15 protein-coding genes are annotated in these 19,608 nt (G+C 50.4%); 7 read left to right on the forward strand and 8 right to left on the reverse strand.

What is annotated here, in order from left to right:
* Positions 1–18: 18 nt before the first annotated feature.
* From ACT53D_RS04925 to ACT53D_RS04955, 7 genes are all read right to left on the reverse strand, one after another.
* The gene (locus ACT53D_RS04925) at positions 19–2,262 is read right to left on the reverse strand and encodes a putative bifunctional diguanylate cyclase/phosphodiesterase (RefSeq protein WP_476154780.1); all 2,244 of its coding nucleotides are present in this window, start codon (positions 2,260–2,262) and stop codon (positions 19–21) included.
* 291 nt (positions 2,263–2,553) lie between these two features.
* On the reverse strand, positions 2,554–3,693 hold the full coding sequence (locus ACT53D_RS04930) for a THUMP domain-containing class I SAM-dependent RNA methyltransferase (RefSeq protein ID WP_476155588.1): 1,140 nt from the start codon (positions 3,691–3,693) through the stop codon (positions 2,554–2,556).
* Positions 3,694–3,697: 4 nt separating this feature from the next.
* Positions 3,698–4,489 carry a polyamine aminopropyltransferase gene (locus tag ACT53D_RS04935; RefSeq protein WP_476154782.1) on the reverse strand — a complete coding sequence of 264 codons (792 nt, stop codon included), beginning with the start codon at positions 4,487–4,489 and terminating at the stop codon, positions 3,698–3,700.
* Entirely contained in the window at positions 4,482–6,383 is a 1,902-nt protein-coding gene (locus ACT53D_RS04940; RefSeq protein WP_476154784.1) for a ribonuclease catalytic domain-containing protein, read from the reverse strand. Before ACT53D_RS04940 ends, ACT53D_RS04935 begins: the two co-directional genes overlap by 8 nt.
* Positions 6,384–6,476: 93 nt before the next feature.
* On the reverse strand, positions 6,477–8,600 hold the full coding sequence (locus ACT53D_RS04945) for an IPTL-CTERM sorting domain-containing protein (protein ID WP_476154786.1): 2,124 nt from the start codon (positions 8,598–8,600) through the stop codon (positions 6,477–6,479).
* Positions 8,601–8,739: 139 nt separating this feature from the next.
* On the reverse strand, positions 8,740–9,300 hold the full coding sequence (locus ACT53D_RS04950) for a hypothetical protein (protein ID WP_476154788.1): 561 nt from the start codon (positions 9,298–9,300) through the stop codon (positions 8,740–8,742).
* Positions 9,285–9,752 carry an archaeosortase/exosortase family protein gene (locus tag ACT53D_RS04955; protein WP_476154790.1) on the reverse strand — a complete coding sequence of 156 codons (468 nt, stop codon included), beginning with the start codon at positions 9,750–9,752 and terminating at the stop codon, positions 9,285–9,287. The genes ACT53D_RS04950 and ACT53D_RS04955 overlap by 16 nt, the downstream gene beginning before the upstream one ends.
* A gap of 216 nt (positions 9,753–9,968) precedes the next feature.
* Between ACT53D_RS04955 and ACT53D_RS04960 the strand changes: the two genes are divergently transcribed.
* The 3 genes from ACT53D_RS04960 (at position 9,969) to ACT53D_RS04970 (ending at position 12,577) form a co-directional block, all read left to right on the forward strand.
* The gene (locus ACT53D_RS04960) at positions 9,969–11,555 is read left to right on the forward strand and encodes a protein adenylyltransferase SelO (protein WP_476154792.1); all 1,587 of its coding nucleotides are present in this window, start codon (positions 9,969–9,971) and stop codon (positions 11,553–11,555) included.
* Positions 11,556–11,563: 8 nt separating this feature from the next.
* Entirely contained in the window at positions 11,564–12,037 is a 474-nt protein-coding gene (locus ACT53D_RS04965) for a Fur family transcriptional regulator (RefSeq protein WP_476154794.1), read from the forward strand.
* Positions 12,038–12,160: 123 nt separating this feature from the next.
* Positions 12,161–12,577 carry a thiol-disulfide oxidoreductase DCC family protein gene (locus ACT53D_RS04970; RefSeq protein ID WP_476154796.1) on the forward strand — a complete coding sequence of 139 codons (417 nt, stop codon included), beginning with the start codon at positions 12,161–12,163 and terminating at the stop codon, positions 12,575–12,577.
* Positions 12,578–12,756: 179 nt separating this feature from the next.
* Here ACT53D_RS04970 and ACT53D_RS04975 read toward each other — a convergent pair whose 3' ends face one another.
* A complete protein-coding gene (locus ACT53D_RS04975) occupies positions 12,757–15,081 on the reverse strand; it encodes a DUF1989 domain-containing protein (RefSeq protein WP_476154798.1) in 2,325 nt (774 codons plus the stop codon).
* A 332-nt stretch (positions 15,082–15,413) separates the two neighbouring features.
* Between ACT53D_RS04975 and ACT53D_RS04980 the strand changes: the two genes are divergently transcribed.
* The 4 genes from ACT53D_RS04980 to ACT53D_RS04995 all read left to right on the forward strand — a co-directional run bounded on the left by ACT53D_RS04980 (position 15,414) and on the right by ACT53D_RS04995 (position 19,583).
* Positions 15,414–16,880, forward strand: coding sequence for an NAD(P)-binding domain-containing protein (locus tag ACT53D_RS04980; RefSeq protein ID WP_476155590.1), 1,467 nt, complete (start codon positions 15,414–15,416; stop codon positions 16,878–16,880).
* A gap of 98 nt (positions 16,881–16,978) precedes the next feature.
* Positions 16,979–17,584 carry a dimethylamine monooxygenase subunit DmmA family protein gene (locus ACT53D_RS04985; protein ID WP_476154800.1) on the forward strand — a complete coding sequence of 202 codons (606 nt, stop codon included), beginning with the start codon at positions 16,979–16,981 and terminating at the stop codon, positions 17,582–17,584.
* Entirely contained in the window at positions 17,581–18,534 is a 954-nt protein-coding gene (locus ACT53D_RS04990; RefSeq protein WP_476154802.1) for a PDR/VanB family oxidoreductase, read from the forward strand. The genes ACT53D_RS04985 and ACT53D_RS04990 overlap by 4 nt, the downstream gene beginning before the upstream one ends.
* An 11-nt stretch (positions 18,535–18,545) precedes the next feature.
* Positions 18,546–19,583: a heme-dependent oxidative N-demethylase family protein gene (locus ACT53D_RS04995; protein ID WP_476154804.1), complete on the forward strand. Its 1,038-nt coding sequence runs from the start codon at positions 18,546–18,548 to the stop codon at positions 19,581–19,583.
* The last annotated feature ends 25 nt before the right edge of the window (positions 19,584–19,608 follow it).

The raw sequence follows: 19,608 nt of genomic DNA on the forward strand, positions 1-19,608 counted from the left end.
ACAATAAGATGAGAAGCTTTATTGCTGCGCAAGCAGCGCTGCAAATTCATCGGCAGGCAAGGGTCGGCTAAATAGATAACCTTGCATCTCGTCACAGTCATGCGATTGCAGAAATTCGAGCTGTGCCTGGGTTTCTACCCCTTCTGCGATTACTGTTAACCCCAGACTTTGTGACATTTTGATAATCGCAGTGACAATTGCCGCATCGTTAGCATCGACTTGTATATCACGAATAAAGCTTTTATCGATTTTAATGGTATTTACCGGCAATAGCTTGAGATATGACAGACTGGAATATCCTGTCCCAAAATCATCTACTGATAACCGGACACCCATCTCTTTGAGCTTGTTCAAATCGTTAATCACGGTCACCTCACTCTGAATCGCAACGCTTTCAGTCACCTCCAGTTCGAGATGATAGGGTTGCAGGCCCGTTTGTAATAACACTTTAGTCACTTCTTGTGTAAAGTGCGCATGGTGCAACTCAACCACCGAAACATTAATCGCAATGGGAATCTCGGGCAAACCGGAGTCTTGCCATTTTTTATTTTGCGTACACGCCTCGCGCAATACCCAGTGACCAATGCCTCTGATCAAGCCAGAGTCTTCGGCAATCTTGATAAAACGATCTGGCATCATCATGCCCCATTGCGGATGCACCCATCGGATCAGAGCCTCAGCGCCGATGATCTTGCCGGTTTTGATGCTGACTTTTGGCTGATAAAAAAGCATTAACTCATTGTTTGCTATTGCTTTTTGCAAACTGTTTTCCATCGTAAGCTGAGCCGCGACACGTGCACTCATTTCCTTGGTAAAAAACTGGTAATTATTTCTACCTGAATTTTTGGCATGATACATTGCCGCATCCGCATGTCGTGTCAGCACATCGACATTGTCGCCATCATCAGGATATACGGCAATCCCAATACTGGCCGTGATAAACAACTCGTGATTTGCGATGCTGATCGGGTCCTTGATGGAAAACAGTATTTTTTGTGCGATTTCGGCTGGGACGGCATCATCTGTTAACTCTGGCAACAACACTACAAACTCATCCCCGCCCTGGCGACTGAGCGTGTCAGAGGCACGAATGCACATTTGCAGCTTTTTGCTCAATACTTTGAGCAATTGATCGCCCACTTCATGGCCCAGGGTATCATTCACCCGCTTGAAGTGATCTATGTCAAAAAACAGAATGGCCAGCTTGGAACCCCTTCTTTTCGCTGCACTGATCGCTTGCGTAATACGGTCTGTCAGTAACAGTCGATTCGGTAAGTCGGTCAGATAATCATGCTCGGCAAGGTAGGTCATTTTTTGTGCCATCTGACGTGCATCACTCACATCATGAAACACCAGCACGACCCCTAGAATGTTGCCATCCTGATCACGAATCGGCGCCGCAGAATCTTCAATCGCGTATTCAGCGCCAGATTTGGCGATCAGCAAGGTATGATTGGCCAATCCGCAGACCTTGTTGTGCGCCAGCACCACATCCACCGGGTTGGCTGCCAGCTTGCGGGTGCTTTCATTCAGAATCCTGAATACTTCCAGAATCGGCCGCCCCATTGCCTCGGCTTTGCTCCAGCCTGTCATTTTTTCGGCCACTGGATTCAGATAAGTCACTTCGGACTGCATATTGGTGGTGATCACCGCATCGCCGATGGACTCCAGCGTGACAATTGCCAATTGTTTCTGGTTAAACAGCTCAAGTTCTGTGCGTTTTCTTTGTTCGATCTCCTGTCTTAAACTCGCATTGATATTGCTCAGATCTTCTGTACGCGCCTTGACCAGATGCTCAAGATTCAAATTCAATTTTGCCAAGGCCTGTTCTGCGAGCAATCGTTTCTGCACTTCGGACTCTAGCCTGGCAATGGTTGTTTTTAGCTGCTTGGTACTGGTAATCGTCAACGCAACTGGCATCAAGCGCCACAGCATCACTGCCGTGATCCCTGAAGCCACTGCTGTTAAGCATTTCATTGTGGCATCAAGCCAATAGGCTGGCTCCCAAATGGTTGCAATTGCAATCAAATGCGTTGTTCCACAGGCAAAGATAAACAGGGAAAACATGAAAAATACCCAGTTAAACTCCAAGTCCGCGCGTTTTTTAACCAGGTAAAGCAATGCCATCGGAATCGTATAGTAAGAAATCGCAATGACAGTGTCAGAAACAACATACATCCACAACAGGACGGGCGTCCATAAATAACAATGGCCATGGGGCATGAAGTTATCAGGGACCAACAAACTCAACAAAGCATCCATAGCAGCCTCTTAGTTGATTCTTCATTGTTGAAATGTGACGACTTAAATCTGCTTAATCACGTTCAGCATAAGAAATGCTAACGATAATATTTGCCACTATAATTTATACTAAACAATGGAAATGCGGTTCAGATAAAACAATCATTAACATTTGATCCAAACGTGCACTTTGAAACTGCAATGCAATCTGCCAGCGCCTGTCGTCCTTCACAGACACTAGAGATTGCAGCGGATGAATACATGCGACCTACATTGATGCATAAGGCATCGACGGATAAGAATACAACTGCCCTATTTACGGTTACTTCCTGCCACCATCTTAATTTCAAACAACCGGCATTCCAATGGGCCGTTATACAGTGGGGTTTTCTTGCTGGGGCTCAGACGCATGAGCTTGGGCAGGCGCAAGTCGTTGGTCAGGAAATAGGTATTCCAGCCAGAGAACTTCTGTTTGAGCGCAGCGGCCATTTCGGGGTACAAGGCGGCCAAGGTCTCATCTTCACCAATACGCACGCCATAAGGCGGGTTGGCGACCAGGACACCGCTGTCAGCGGGCGGCACCACTTGCGTGAATTCCCAGTGTGTCAGTTGTACGGCGTCCAGCCAGCCCGCCATTTCCAGGTTCTGCTTGGTGACGCGTACGGCGCGTAAATCCATATCCGAGCCGTAAATGCTCTGGAAACTGACCGGCTTGGCAGCTTTGGCTGCGGCATTGCGGATTTTACGGAAAGTATCAGATTCAAAGTTTTTGAGTTTTTCAAAGCCGAAATTGCGATTTAAACCAGGCGCAATATTGAGAGCTATCATCACCGCCTCAAGCAAAAAGGTGCCACTGCCACACATGGGATCCAGCAAGGCCTGGCCCGGCTGCCAGCCGGTGAGCTTGAGGATGCCCGCGGCCAGGTTTTCACGCAACGGCGCCTCTATGCTGTTTTTGCGGTTGCCACGTTGGTACAGCGGGTTGCCGGAAGTATCGACATACAGTTGGTAACTGTCGCTGGTCAGGTAGACGTGGACACGCACCGCGGGTTCGCGTGTATCAATGTTCGGGCGGCTGCCGACGGCCTGGCGGAATTTGTCGCAAATCGCGTCTTTGACGCGCAGGGTAATAAATTCCAGGCTTTTGAGCGGGCTGCGCACGGCCGTGACCTTAACCATCATGCTGTGTTTGACATCAAACCAGTTAGGCCAGTTAATTTTGAGCGCGCCCTGGTAAATATCGTCTTCTTTCAGATATTGGCCCCGACCCACTTGCATGAGAATGCGCGTGGCGACACGCGAATGCAGGTTGGCGTGATAGCACACCGACAACTCGCCGCTAAAACTGGCACCGCCATCGGTGGCTTTAATGTCGCGCGCCCCGCTCTGCTTGAGTTCGTCGACGAGAATGGCTTCCAGGCCACGTGGGCAGGTTGCGAAAAAATGATTCAGAAAATTAGCCACCGAGTTGAAACTCCTTGCCGTTATTGGGGTTTGCGCCTTGCAGGCGGTCTATGAGGTCGGGAAAGTTGATACGATGCGTCTGCATAGCGTCTTGCGAACGTTTGCGCAACGTCGCCAGATCCGGGATGGGCAGTTCGGCTTTAAAGCCGAACACGATGATGTTACCGGGCTTGCCGGTAGGCATCATGAGCACGCGCTGGTCAAACGTCTGCTCCATGCGCTGCATGTAGATATCAAACTTTTTGTCCGAGCCCCACAGGTTAATCGTAAACAAGCCATCCGGCGTCAGTGCATCGGCACAGTCGTCAAAAAAAGCCTGGGTGCAAAAGTCTGGCGGCAAGCCGTTGCTACCAAAGGCATCCATCATCAGCCAGTCGACACTGCCAGGATGCTGCTGCAGATAGGCAATACCATCGCCTTCGATGATCTGTAATCGCGCATCGTCATCCGGCACAAAAAAATGGCTGCGTGCCACCTGGATCACTTGCGGATTCAGTTCCACCACCGTTTGCTTGATCTGCGGACAATATTTCCATACATATTTGGCAATCGACCCGCCGCCCAGCCCAACCAGCAACAGTTTGCGCGCATCCGGCTTGAACAACAAGCTACTCATGGCGCCCCAGGAATAGGCCAGGACCAGCGCAAACGGGTCTTTCACGCTCATACTGCTCTGTATGGTCGGCGAGCCCAAGTGCATGGAGCGCACGCCATCCATTTCGGTGACTTCCACCATTTCAAAGTCGGAGACGGCTTTGTGCACTTTACGGTTAAATTTAAACATTAGGCGCCTCCATGCTTGCTTCCACCACAGCCTCGGCTTCCGTTGAGGGTTCTGTGGTCTCTTCGATCAGGTGCAGGAATTTACAGTCCAGCTCCATCAGTAAAGTATCGACTTTTTGTACCGCCAGCCGGACTTTGCTGCCGGGCTTGGTCGCAGGCAAACTGTGTACCTTGGTCATATAGGGCAAGTTTTGCAGGCGTACCAGATTCTCACGCCAGACCGTTGCGTCGATTTCAGTGATGTTTTCCTGGATCAGGTACTGCAAGCACCAGTAGCGCTCCATCCGTGTCTGGAACTCGTTGTAGGCATTATAAGTTTGATCAAAATTGCGCATATGGCCGACAATTTCATCACTGTTGGCCGGGTAGACTGGCGGCGTCAGGGTCAACACGCTGATCAGTTGCCGCTGGTTGATCAAATCCACCGCGCGGCGCAACGGCGAGGTACACCAGGCATATTGCGCCACGCCCAGGCCCTGATGGCCTTCGGCTTTGGTGGTCATGTACACTTTGCCACCATTTTGTGCGCGATAAATACCGGGCACTTCGTTTTGCGCCAATAACAGGCCCCATTGGCTATTGGCGGCAATCATGAGCTCGGCCACCAGTTTATCCATGGGAGAGCCGCGCTGGCGGTTGATAATGCTGACCTTACCCTCGCTCACATAAAAATTGTAATCCACCGGTTGTGGCCGGGTCGGGTCATATTTACCGCGCGCTTTTTCCAGGCTCTCGGCAAAGCGGAACAAAAACACCAACGGTTGCCATAGCGGATGGCCACTGTCCTCGGCCAGCGTCTGCTCGTTAAAATAAGGCTCCAGCGTGTCGTGCCGCAGGTTTTCGATGATGGTTACCTGCTCCAGGCGGCTTTGATGGCTGACAATGCTGAAATCAGGTGCCACTTCCAGATACAGGGACAAAGCCGGTTTCACTTGGCCGGCATCCAGGCTAAACGGACGGATGGCCGCTTCTGGCAACATGGTGATTTTATGCCCGGGCATGTACACCGTAGACAGCCGCTTCATGACCTCATTATCCAGCGACGCATGCGGCGACACACCCAAGGCTGGTGCTGCAATATGGATGCCGACCTGCGTATTGCCATTAGGCAGCGCGGTCACCGATAAGGCATCATCAATTTCGGTGGTAGTGCTGTCATCAATACTAAAGGCCTGTACCGCTGACAAAGGCAGCGCCTCGGGGAGATCGGCCAGTGTAAACGGCGGGAACTCCGTGCCATTGGCAAAATATTCGCGTAAAAACGCCCCCAGGTGATAATCATGAATCGAGGCAATGGCGCCACTGGCATGCAGCACTTGCACCGGCAGTTGCTTGAGTTCGCTGGCCGCCTGATCCAGCGCTTTCCACTCCAGGCTGTTTTTATCCGGCGCGTAGAGCAATTGGTCCAGTTTGCTGGCAAAGCCGTCTGGCAAACTGTGCACTTTGAGTTGTGCAACCATCTGTGCCAACAGTTCAGCTTGCTGGCGCTTTTTCTCCATCCCCGCCAATGCCGCTTTCAGCGTGTCCTCAGGCGCAGCCTTGTAGCGTCCTTTGCCTTTGCGGTAAAAATACATGGGCGCGCCATGCAATTTAATGGCAATGGCAGCAGCTTGCTGATGACTGGGTTTGCCGCCATAGTATTCCTCGGCCAGGCTTTCAAAACCAAACTCATCCTCGCCACAGCATTCCCATAAAAAATCGGTATCCAGGGTTTCGGCTTCGGCCTGGGCGGCCTCCAGAAAACCGGACAAACTCCCTTCGAACCGCATCAAGACATTGGCGGTTTTGATTTTGCTGCGCTTGCCCGAGCTCGCTTCGACCTGCATGCTGCTATCGGCCTCGGACATGATGGAGGCGACTTTAAAGCCGCCATCCTCTTCATAAAATACGTTCATTCAACTGATTCTTTAAAATACAGCCGTAATGATACCTTAGCGCGTTTGATTCAGCGTGCAAGAAATGCCGAGATGAAAAAAGAAAAGGGAGCGCTAAACTCTCTGGAGGTTTCTGCGGTTCAAAAAAATCAACATACAAGCCAGGAGAATGAGCCCCCACTCAGGCAGCGTCGGCACATCAGTCACTGTGGAGGCCTGAGTGGCTGGTAACGAAAATGTTGTCGAGTTATTGCCAGTGTCAGCATCCGCCAAGTCAGAATTCACAGAGATGACCAACGGTGGGACATCCTGCGTATTGGTCCACGACAGTTGTACATTAAAACTGCTTGAACTCCCTGCATTCAACTGTGCAACGCGGCAAGTCAGTGTTCTGCCCTGCAATTGGCATCTCTGGTCTGCACTGACCAGATCCGCCCCCGTTGGCAAACTCAGTTGTACGGCAACATTGGTGGCATTCGAGGGCCCGCCATTGGCAACAGTTAAGGTGTAAAGATAAGGCGTGGCCAGCGCGAGTTGTTGGTTAGGGCCACTAAAAGTAACGGATAAATTGGCATTTGCCTGCGTGTTCAATTGCCATGACAGTTGATAACTACCGGCATCCGTTTGATTGGTGTTGAGGGCGATATGGTATTGGGTATTTGCGCTAGCTTGAAAATACAGGGGGGAATTCGCATTATCAATGCCTGCTTTAGGCGTTAATGCGCTGATTGCTGTCCCGGTATACACCGCAAGTCTGGGGTTCGCAACGCTGCCATTGACGGTAAGCGTTACTTGGCCAGAAGCTGGTGCCGTCCACTGCAACCAGACCGTATTTTGCGCTGCCAGGTCGGCATGGGCTGGCTCGCTCACTTCTGCCGTCGCGAGCAGATTGGTGCCACTGACACTGCCAGAGTCGCCACTCATCAAGGCGGGGTTAGAAAATGAATCATTTTGCGGACGGGCTGCAGCGCTTAAATCCAGCCTGGGTTTGACAAAACTGTTACGACTGTCTGTGACCGGTTTGCCAAAGTTGGTCAATCGCGCTTGAATTTGATCTGCTGTTTCATTAACAAACGCTGACCTTAACACGGCGACCGCACCAGCCACATGCGGAGACGCTTGAGAAGTGCCTGCCATCGTGATCCCTGCTGCAGTGATTAAAGCACCCGGCGCCAGCAGGGTTAAATAATTGGCACTGTTTGAAAAACAAGTGACTTTATCCGCGGCCGAAGTCGTATCGGTACAGTTACTATAGGCCAAGCCTCCGACATTACTGTCGTACACTGCCCCGACTGAAATGGCCGCTGGCGCGCAAGCAGGTGTGCTGATGCCATCCAGGTATCCATCATTGCCTGCGGCAACTACCACATTAATGCCGGCATCCTTTGCCCGTTGTATCGGACTGGTAAAAGGATTGGACTGGCAGGGACTGGTATTTTTATCCGACGCCCCCAAGCTCATGTTAATGGCCACAATATTGTATGTGGCTCGATTGGCAACCGCCCAGTTGATCGCACTCAAAATATCGCTTGTATAAGCGCCGCCACTATTATTGAAGACATTGATTGCTGCAATTTTGGCCTCTGGCGCCACGCCCAATACCGTCGCCGCCACATTGCTACCATGATTTGGGCTGGCATTGGCTGTGCCAGAATTGACGATGGTGTTAGCCACCACCACGCGACACGTCGCCGAGGGCGTCGCCACAGCAGTACAAGGACCAAACGCCGATTTTGTAAAGTCTATGCCATCATCAATCACGACCACGGTGGCCCCGGCCCCTTTGTAATTAACCTGGCTGACCACAGGCTGATTGATCAAAGGCAAGCTCTGCGTGAGTACCTTGTGCATGATCCGGTCAACATACACGGCCTTGATGTTGCCATTGGCCATGAAGGTTTTGAGCGACCTGAGCGATTTAAAGCGCTTTAAACTCAGTGGCAAGTATGGATAGTCTTTGACCCCCTGGATGCCCTGCTGCAGCTCTAGCATTTTCATTTGGCTTTTAAGCGAAGCATAAGCCTTGCGCTTGATTGCCAACACATCGTCATTATCGGTCTTTAGCCGCTTATTCAAGCGCGTTGCGATCAGGCTTTTATTCACAGACGCATCATCATATTCAACAATTAAATCCTGTGTCTCGCCCTGATTAAAACGGGTCAGGATTTCTTGCTCAATGTCTGCTGCATGAGAAAAGGTAGAAAAAGTGATGAGGAAATACAGCAGTAAAAAAGGCATCGTGCGCTATCAGGCATAGATTGTAATTAGCTTGCAGATGCTAAATTTGATTTATGAAGGCTTGATGAAGGCAGAACCATGCCCGGCAGGATGCGGGCATTGAGTGACCATGGCAAGCCCCCGCTGTACTCTCAAGCAGCTAAGCCAAGAAAATGGCCAAACAGCCTATCATCAATCCCAATATTAACCGGCCACCGTTTTCAAGTACCTGCTGCCAATCAGTCAAGATTGAAAAGTCTGCAATGCCATAGTGCGCATCAATCATTTGCCACAAGGCAGCCAGCAAAACGAATGGCACATCGATGCACCACACCAGCAGCGTACCTAACAGCCCGTAAGCAAGAGCCAGCAAGCGTTTACGCATAAGGATCTCTGGCCAGGACAAGATCAGCGCGAGGCATACCGCCAGGCTTTGCCAAAGATGCACCAGCGTCGTACTGGCATGCGCAACGCCGGTGGGGTCCACTTCAATAAAATGCTTTCCCACCCAGAAAGACTTTGCCAATCTCACCTCAAAATCGATGACTTGCGCATCGCCCACTGTCATCACCTGGGCGGAGATCACCTCGAAATGACCATCAATCAAAGTCAATAGCCCTTTGAAAAGTGGCAAAAGTACCTGGATACAGGGACTGAAAAATGCATTGAGCGCCAGCCCAATGCCCAAGACGTAACAGAAAAACATTATTGCAAAGCGCATGTGGACTCATCATCCGCCAGAGGCTGGGTAGAGGCGGCCAGCCACCATGCATAAAATATTCCGGTGGCGCCCAACATTAAAAAAGGCGCAAGAATACCGTGGGTAAAGGTAAAGTGCTGGCGATCGTGCTGCAATACCTCAAACAACAGCAGCAACCGTAGTTGATTGATTAAAAATAAAAACAGTAACCCATACAAGGCACCCAGCAGCTTTTGCCGCAGGCTTAATGTTGAGCTTAACAGTGCAGCGATCAACATTAGCATCATGTCCACCCCATCACAGCCATTGGCAATATTCATGCTGGCATGTGCGCCTGTTAGCAGGCTGCCTGCCACCGTCACTTTTTCGTCAGCCAGCCAGCCTATGGTGGATGCCAATGTCCGAATAATGACCTCGTTGATCCACCACGCCCCTACGCCGGTATCGGCAACACTCAACCAAATTTGCTGCATGACGATAAACAGACAAAAAAATATCAGCACACCTTTCAACTTTTTGATGTCTTGAAAACTTAAACCTTGCAGATGGCTCATAAGGGGGTAAGGACTTTCAAAAACAGATTGGTGCTAACACTGGATAAGCTTGTCATTGATAAAGCGTCAAAGTGTAGCATGGATAAAATGTTATGATTAAAAGCACGATTGAACTCACGGGAACGCCCATTTTAAATGCGCCCTTTAACTTTTGATAACCGTTTTGTCCGCGAACTGCCGGGCGACCCGATCCGCCACAACTACACCAGACAAGTCAGTGACTGCTTGTGGTCAGCCGTACAACCCACACCGGTCAAAGATCCGCAACTGATCGCCTATAGCGCAGAAGTGGCCGAGATGCTGGGACTCACAGCCACCGACATGCAAGACCGCGAACTGATACAAACGCTGGGTGGCAATGGCATGCTGGACGGCATGTTTACCTATGCCACCCGCTATGGCGGCCACCAGTTTGGGCATTGGGCGGGTCAGTTGGGCGATGGACGTGCCATTTTGCTGGGTGAGTTAGTGCATGGCGGCAAGCGTTTTGAATTGCAACTTAAAGGCGCAGGGGAGACCCCCTACTCGCGCTCGGCAGATGGCCGTGCCGTATTACGCTCCAGCTTGCGCGAATTTTTATGCTCGGAAGCCATGTACCATCTGGGCGTGCCGACCACGCGCGCCTTAAGCCTGATCAAGACTGGTGACCAGGTGGTGCGTGACATGTTTTACGATGGGCATCCGCAGCTGGAACCTGGCGCCATTGTCTGCCGCGTGGCCCCTTCATTTACGCGTTTTGGGCATTTTGAGCTGCTGGCCAGCCGTGAAGAATTCGCGCTGTTAAAACGCCTGATTGGCTTTACCCTGGACCGGGACTTTGCCGACTGGTGGCCGTCAACCGGACTGACGCTGGATGTGAATGACCCAGCCCCAGAGCTGATTGAAGCCTGGTTTGAAGAAGTGTGTGCCCGTACGGCAGTCATGATCGCGCACTGGATGCGTGTGGGCTTTGTGCATGGCGTGATGAATACCGACAATATGTCTATCCTCGGCCTGACCATAGACTATGGCCCTTATGGCTGGATAGATAATTTTGACCCTGGCTGGACACCCAACACCACCGACGCACAAGGGCGCCGTTATTGCTTTGGCCGCCAACCCGATATTGCCCGCTGGAACCTGGAACGGCTGGCAGAAGCCTTGGGTACGCTGTTACCATCCACACAAGGCCTGGCGGACGGAATCGCCACCTATGACCAAACTTACTTCCGCGCCCTCACCAGCAGCCTCGCTGACAAGTTTGGGTTTGAGCGCTGGCAAGAGGGGGATGGCGAGCTCATCAACCAGATTTTTGAGTTCATGACCCGTGCCGAAATTGACCAGACACTGTTTTTCACCCAGCTTGCGCAAATTGACCTGCAACAACCGCAAGTCAGCACCCTGCAAAACGCTTTTTACACGCAAAAAGGCTGGCAGGATTTTAATCAGGATATTCAGGCCTGGCTGATGAATTATTGCCAGCGCCTGGCGCAATCCCAGCAAACAATAGAGCAACGCCAGCAACGCATGGCTGCCGCCAATCCGGTCTATGTACTGCGCAATTACCTGGCCCAAGAAGCGATTGATTTGGCCACAGCAGGCGACAATAGCCGCTTGCTGGAATTACTGGAAGTCTTACGGCAGCCGTATACCCTGCAGCCTGGCAAAGAACACTTTGCGCAAAAGCGCCCAGACTGGGCAAGACAAAAGGCGGGTTGCTCCATGCTTTCGTGTAGTTCATAATTTTAGCCATGGTTACCGCTGAACAATTGATAATAGAAGCCGGGTTACGCCCGACACAAGCACGAACGGCCGTGCTCACGACGCTGATCAACTCGCATACCGCCTTGAGTCAGCCTGAAATTCTAACCGCCTTGCAAGGCGTGAAAGAAATTGACCGGGTCACGGTGTATCGCGTCCTCGACTGGTTGCAGGAAAACGCCCTCATACACAAAATATCCACCGAAGACCGCGCCTGGAAATACCAGCTAAACAGCCCAAGACGCAGCTTTAAAACGTCCAGCAGCACGTCCCCTGGCATGCTCAACAACCACGGCCACGCCCACCTGCTCTGCCAGTCCTGCGGCACCGTGTTATGCATACACGAACTCGCTGCGCATATTCCACAGGCGATTTTTGATACTTATCAGGTGTCAAATATTGAGATTAGCTTGAAGGGATTGTGTCCGGATTGCCAGAAAACGGCCGCAGTCGCACACGCTTAACCTGCTGGTGTTGTAGACGCCATTAGCACGCGAACTTGCGTGATTTTTGATGCTCATAAGTGAGTGGATTCAAGGGCTAAGACCAGCGCTTTAATCTAGCAAAGTCCCATTGAGAACTAAATTATGTGCTCACAAATTACCTTTCCGCTGACCATTTATTACGATGCCTCCTGCCCCTTGTGTCGAACTGAAATGGAGACGCTGAAGCAAGCTGATGATACAAACCAGTTAATACTGGTCGACTGTTCGCAAACTGCAATGCAGTTACCCGACAGTTGCCCGGTCACGCGTGACGCCCTGATGAACAGGATTCATGCGCAAGATGCGATGGGACGCTGGATCAATGGTGTCGATGTCTTTGCCGCGGCATACACCGTGACAGGCTTCACAAAGATGGGCAAATTCTGGTCCAGTCGAATACTAAGGCCCTTGCTTAGCCGGGCATATCCGTGGGTGGCCGACCATCGTCAGTGGCTCAGCAAAACACCCTTGCCGTGGTTGTTGCATAAGCTCATCTCAAAAAACGCCAAGCCGCGCTAGTTGGCTCATCACAATGACCTTAGTGATTGGTCTGGCAAAGACCCTTACACTCTAAATCTTTGCCATGCTGGATGCACTTACTCAGTGTATGCATCACAATTCAGCGCGGAGAAACGCCCCCCAGCAACACAAAGGCATTAAGACCATGTACGACACAGGATCTATATGTCTCATCAGCCTCATGCGAGTAGTTTCTCGCGCTTAGGGTCATAAAAAGGCAACTTCACGACCTCTCCCGCCAAACGTTTCTGTTGCCCATCCAGCTTACCTATTTCCAGGCGCGTGCCTATGCTGGAAAAATCGGGTGCCACGCGCACGATGGCAATCTGTTTTCCCATCAATGGCGAATAAGTAGCGCTGGTGACGATGCCAACCGGGAAACGCCCATGATAAACATGATCGCCATGACTGGCAGGGTCGCCCCCTTGCAGAATCATGCCGACTAAACGATGTCGGCTCTCGGGCGCTTGCCGCGACAAGGCTTCACGGCCGATAAAGTTTTCCTGTTTGCTATTTAAAGGCACACTGAAGCCAGTGCCTGCTTCAAATGGAGTGGTGCTGTGGTCAAACTCGTGCTCAGCCATGCTCAAGCCGGCTTCAATGCGCAAGATGTCAAGCGCATTCAAACCCATCGGGGCAATCTGAAAGCGCTGACCCGCTTGCCACACAGCATCCCATAATGCTTCGCTATCATCGGGGTGACACCAGACTTCATAGCCCAGTTCGCCTGTGTATCCGGTTCTGGAAACCATCAAGGGTACCCCTGCAGCCCCTCCTAGGCGGCCAATCGCAAAGTGAAACCATTTGAGCTTTTCAACCGAGGGCTGACTCTCCGGGGTCCAAATCAGCTTGCTTAACAACTCGCGGCTGTTCGGGCCCTGCACAGCGAGATTGTCTAGCTGTGCACTGGCGTTGCGGATGCTGACTTTAAAGCCTTTTTCTTGGGCCTTTTCCCTCATCCAGATACCCGTGTATTCCGCACCACAACACCAGCGAAAAGCCTGTTCCCCCATACGGAATATGGTGCCATCATCGATCATGCCGCCGGTTTCAAGACAAATCGCCGAGTGCGCAATTTCACCGATGGCCATGCGGCTGATGTTCTGCGTTAATACATACTGCAAAAAAGCCACCACATCAGGGCCGACGATTTCAAATTTGCGTATCACCGACAAATCTAGCAGTGCCACGCGTTCACGACAGGCGAGATATTCGGCATTCGTCCCCCAGCCATCGTATTCAGTAGCCACCCAATAGCCTGCATAGTCGATAAACTTTTTGGTCATTGCGGAAGTTCGGGGGTGAAACCCAGAAGATTTGGTCATGCGTGGCAGCTCCTCAGAAGTGTTGCGATAGGCAATGGCGCGTGGAAAGTCTTGTGCAGCATCGTAAATACGCACATGAATATCGGTCGGATGCCAGCCATTGGCTGGGTCTATATCGTCAGGACAAGCGGAAGAGGCGCAGACAAGGTCTCGCTCAGCTCGCATTAAAATATAGTCCCCCGCCCGTGACCACGGTTCATCCATCAGCACGGCGCCCGAGGCGTCAATAAAGGTGTTAAAAAACAAATTAATCGCTGGCCAGCCAGCCCGTGGTGTAATGCCATATTTAGCCAATCGTTGGTTAAAGTTGTCGGTGCAACTGGCATGGCCGAAATAGCCACTGTCCTCGTAATATTTGGGGGTACAAGCCAGTAGAAAACTATCGTGCCGACCCACGGTATCCTGCACCACTTCTATCATGGGTTTCAGATCCGAACCAAGGTATCGTGAGTGCAATCCGGGTACAGGATTGCTCAAGCCCATCACCGTTCTGGTCGCTGTCGCATCCAGGCCCAACACGCTACCTTGTTCCAAAGCCTGTTTATCAAACGCAATAAAATCCGAGCATTGCTTGCCAGACACATCAATAATCTGAATCCATTCGCCTTTTTTGACTTCATAGGTCTGTGCCGTGGCGCGGTCAACCCTCAACTCGTGCTTGATTGGCGCCAATGGTGCTGGCAAGGGTGGTTCTGCCAGATTGGCGTAAGTCACGGTAATGTCCACTTCGGTGACTGGCGTGTGCGCTTCAACAGACATGTTTGGACCAGCCGCGACAATCACGACAGTCAAATCATTTGCCGCTGTGAATTTGGCATGCTCTGCACCTGACACTGTGATTGCTTGCTGCAAAGAAGACGCATCCAGCTGCCAAGTGTTTAATTGATTACGCAGCCTTTGGGAGGCCGCACCACGCTGCTGAAGTTGCTGTTGAATACCTACCGCGACGACTGGCGGACGCTTGTCGAGTAACGCAGGTGCCAATGTGCCATGTGCGTCCAATATAATCAGCTCGGTGCTTTGCGCTTGGTCTGGGCTTAGAATTTCAAGCCGGTCGCCCGCGCTCAGGGATAATTGAATGGCCTGTTGTCCATCCAGACGGTACTTGCTAATAGGCTTGGTGAAGGAAGCGCCAAAATAATAGTCCTCCCCCCACTGCTGTTCTTTGATTGCTTGCATCGATTCACCATGTCTTACGAAGTGTCCAAGTTAAAAGCTTGCCTATCCTATGGATATCTATTAAGAGGTTGATATTCATTCATAGGCCGTTATCCAATGCACTAATATTGACTTTGACGGCATGAGATTCAATTACCCTCATGGCGTACCTCTTTGGTATTAGGCTTCGCCTTCACTCAGCCATGTCAACAATGCATAAGCGCCAGCGATTCCGGTGTATTAACAAGGTTTAGCCTATGCGCGGTTATTAAAACAGACCAAACACATCTCCAGCTACGGCCTCATCAACGGGATGACCTCACCCTCACTTACCCAATTTGGAGTACTTCTTGATGAGGATTTTTCATCTTGGTGAAGCAGGTTACTTTAGCGACATCGCGCTTCTAAACGCGGCGCAAACTAATCAATCAGATTTATGGAGAATCCTAATGTCAACGCGAATAGCCATACTCGGCGCGGGTCCAAGCGGCCTCGCACAGCTTAGAGCCTTTCAATCAGCCCAGGCAAAAGGCGCTCAAATTCCAGAAATTGTGTGCTTTGAAAAGCAAAGCGACTGGGGTGGATTGTGGAATTACACCTGGCGTACAGGAACAGATGAACATGGTGAGCCTGTCCATGGCAGTATGTATCGTTATCTTTGGTCTAACGGTCCCAAAGAGTGTCTGGAGTTTGCCGACTACACGTTTGAAGAACATTTTGGCAGGCCGATCGCCTCATACCCACCACGCGAAGTGTTGTTTGATTACATCAAAGGTCGCGTTGAGAAAGCAGGTGTGCGCGATTATATTCGCTTTAATACGGCTGTACGTAATGTCGTCTTTAGTGAGGCGACCCAGAAGTTCACCGTGACTGTGCAAGATCACACCACGGATACCATTTACGCAGAGGAATTTGATTACGTGGTCTGCGCAACAGGGCATTTCTCTACCCCAAAAATCCCGAGTTTTGAAGGCTTTGACAAGTTTGGCGGACGCATCTTGCATGCCCATGATTTCCGGGATGCCCTAGAGTTTAAAGACAAAGACATTCTATTGGTCGGCAGCAGTTATTCCGCAGAAGATATAGGCTCACAATGTTACAAATATGGGGCACGCAGCATCATCAGCTGTTACCGCACCGCACCGATGAATTATAAATGGCCAAAAAACTGGGAAGAAAAACCCAATCTGGTCAGAGTCGATACGGATACTGCTTATTTTCTTGATGGCAGCTCGCGAAAAGTGGATGCGATTATTTTGTGCACCGGCTATTTGCATCACTTTCCATTCCTCGCAGATGATTTACGCCTAAAAACCAACAATCGACTATGGCCACTCAACCTGTATAAAGGGGTTGCATGGGAAGACAATCCAAAATTCTTCTATGTCGGCATGCAGGATCAGTGGTATTCCTTCAATATGTTTGATGCGCAGGCTTGGTACGTGCGAGACATTATTTTGGGACGTATTGAATTACCGGCAAAAGCCGAGATGAAAGCGCATAGCATGCTATGGCGTGAAAAAGAACTGACGCTACAAACAGCGGAAGAAATGTACACCTACCAAGGCGACTATATTCAGGAGCTGATCGATGCCACCGACTATCCGTCATTTGATATTCCTGCGGTCAACAAGACCTTCCTTGAATGGAAGTATCATAAAAAGCAAAACATCATGACTTTCCGTGATCACTCTTATCGCTCTTTGATGACGGGCACCATGTCCCCACCCCATCACACACCTTGGTTAGAAGCGTTGGACGACTCCTTGGAGGCCTATCTCTCCGATAAAAGCGAATTGCCTGCGGTGAAAGAGGCTTGAATTAAAGGATATGTTCTCTAGGTGCTCACTTCATCCTATAGCAAGAAGCACCCTTATTAAGCATATGATTTAACGGAAAAATACGACGGAAAAATACCATGGAACGCGGATATTGGATTCGAAGTAAGCCGGTCTATTCAACCTTGGTCTGGCAACAACAAGCAAACGCACATATTGTGCTGGTTGAAGGCAGTGCCGGGGGCCTGGCGGCAATGAAGTTATTCCAGCAAATGCATCCAGAGCACCCTACCAAAGTACTCTATGCGAGAAACCCAGTGGTGCAACAGGATTTCAGCATCCCCTTAAGCAAGGTCGTGCCGGATGCGCTGTTGATGTTTGAAACGACAGATGAATCACTCGTTGCCTTTGAGGCCCATTTATCCAGTGCATGCATGGGCTTACGCATCTACGTGGCAGGCTCAGAGCGCTTTATCTGGCAGGTGGCTCAAATGGCTGACAAATATGGCATTGATGACAGTGACATCATCAAAGAGCTCGTTGGCACCTTAGCTCGGCCTATCTATTGTGTTCATTGCAAGACTATCTCTTATGAAGCGCATACCAATATCAAAAAATGTGATGGCTGCGGCAAACAATTGTTTGTCAGAGACCACTTTTCTAGACGCCTTGGTGCTTATATGGGGCTGATGGTGGACGCTGAAGACCCAGGGCAGATTCCAAGCATTGAGGAGATTTACCCTTGAGTACATTTAAAGTTGTTGTTTCAAATATTCAGCAAATCACTCCGCTGATTAAGCAGTTCTCCTTTATCAGGGAGGATGGCGCAAGTTTGCCTCCATTTTCAGGGGGGAGTCATGTGGTGGTTGCGATGAACATCAATGGTCGACTCCATCGCAACCCTTACTCACTGATGGGCTCTCCGCAGGCGCCTGATACTTATCACATTGCCGTGCGTCTACAAGAACACTCACGCGGTGGCTCGGCTTACCTCCATCATGAGGTCAACGTTGGCTCTCAATTAGAAATCACGTATCCAAACAACTTATTCGCGTTGGATAAAAGAGCGCGTAAACATCTACTCGTCGCTGGTGGCATTGGCATCACCCCATTCATGTCGCAGATTGAAGATTTAATCAGGACCAAAGCCAATTACGAATTGCATTACGCCTATCGCTCTCAGGATCACGCGGCATTCACCTCTGCCCTTAAAGAAAAATGCGCTGAAAGTGTCCATGTGTATGTCGAGAGCGAAGGGCTCAGCATTGATCTCAAAGCGCTATTAAGCAAACAACCCTTGGGCACGCACGTCTATGTGTGTGGACCAAATGCAATGGTGGTTGCTTTAATTGAAACGGCGCGGTCACTGGGTTGGCCAGAAAATCATATCCATAGCGAACAGTTTTTAGCGCCCCCTTCAGGTGAACCATTCAAAGTGAAATTGGCAAAATCAAACATTGAAGTTCATGTCCCCGCAGAAATGAGCATGTTGGAAGCCATTGAAGCGGCAGGGGTGGATGCGCCCTACTCTTGCCGTGGCGGCGCATGTGGCCGCTGTGAGCTGGAAGTCATCCGAACTGATGGCGTGCTGGTGCATCAAGATCACTATTTATCAGAAGCAGACAAGGCGGCTGGCAAAAAGATTATGCCTTGCGTCTCGCGAGCAAAATGCCACTCCTTAGAAATCAATCTTTAACAGGAAATGCTATGAGCTTAGCTTTTAAAAAAGAAACCTTTCGTGATGACTATACTTACCAAAACTCACCCGAGGCCATCAAACGGTTTCCATTTCCGTTCGCAGAAGACACCTATATGTATTCAGTGAATATTGAGCCCCACACCAAGGGGCCGGTGGGCGCTGTGACTGAATTTGCTTTTGATATTGATGAGCACTACGTCGCTGAATGCGAGGATAAAGCCAAAACATTAGCGCTAGATGCGGGACGGTACCAGGCCTTGCCACACATGGCGGAGGCGCAATGGGACTTTCTAGAGCTGACGATGGAAAGTTTATCGAACGACTATCCTGACCTATTTTCGCTCAAAAAAGACGGCCTATTGTGGACCTGGGAAAATAAACCGCTTGGGATTAAAAACACGTTTACCTTTGGCGATAGCACCTCGTTTGACATGGATCCAATGGAGTATATGGGGAGACAGGTGCAAGGTGACTTTGTGCTGTTGGATCAACGCAACGGTACTTTGTACGCCGATGCTGGCTTTATTACCAGCCAAGCAGATTGGTCGCTGGCCTTTGATGTGGGCATGGCGTGGCATGAGTGGCACGGCCCTGTCCCGCAAGTGACGAAACTAGGTGTCATGGATCGTGCTTTAAAGTTCCTCATGGCCTTGCAATTGGGTGCACCCGTACGGCGTTTAAATTGGACCATGACAATTAACCCAAGGCTAGACACTTCGCCCGAAAACTATCCCTTGTGGGGCGGTGACCGTAATAAAGTCAGCATCGACAATGTGGGCGAGCTTGTACATTTACGTGTTGAGTTACAAAGCTTATTCAGATTGCCACGCAGCAATGCCATACTGTTCAGTATTCGCTGCTATTTAATCAATATGAATGAGTTGAGCACTTCTGCACGCTGGGCAAAGCGCTTTCATCGCGTGCTAAAGTCATTACATCCGGACTTAGTGGAGTACAAAGGCTTAACCAAGTTTAAAGATTTAACGGTGGAATGGCTGTCTAAAAAAGATGATGGCGCAGAAGTGGCGTTAGGGACGCACCCATAACGCTGGATACCCTCTATCTTGAAAA

Source organism: Methylophilus sp. DMC16 (assembly GCF_056314045.1).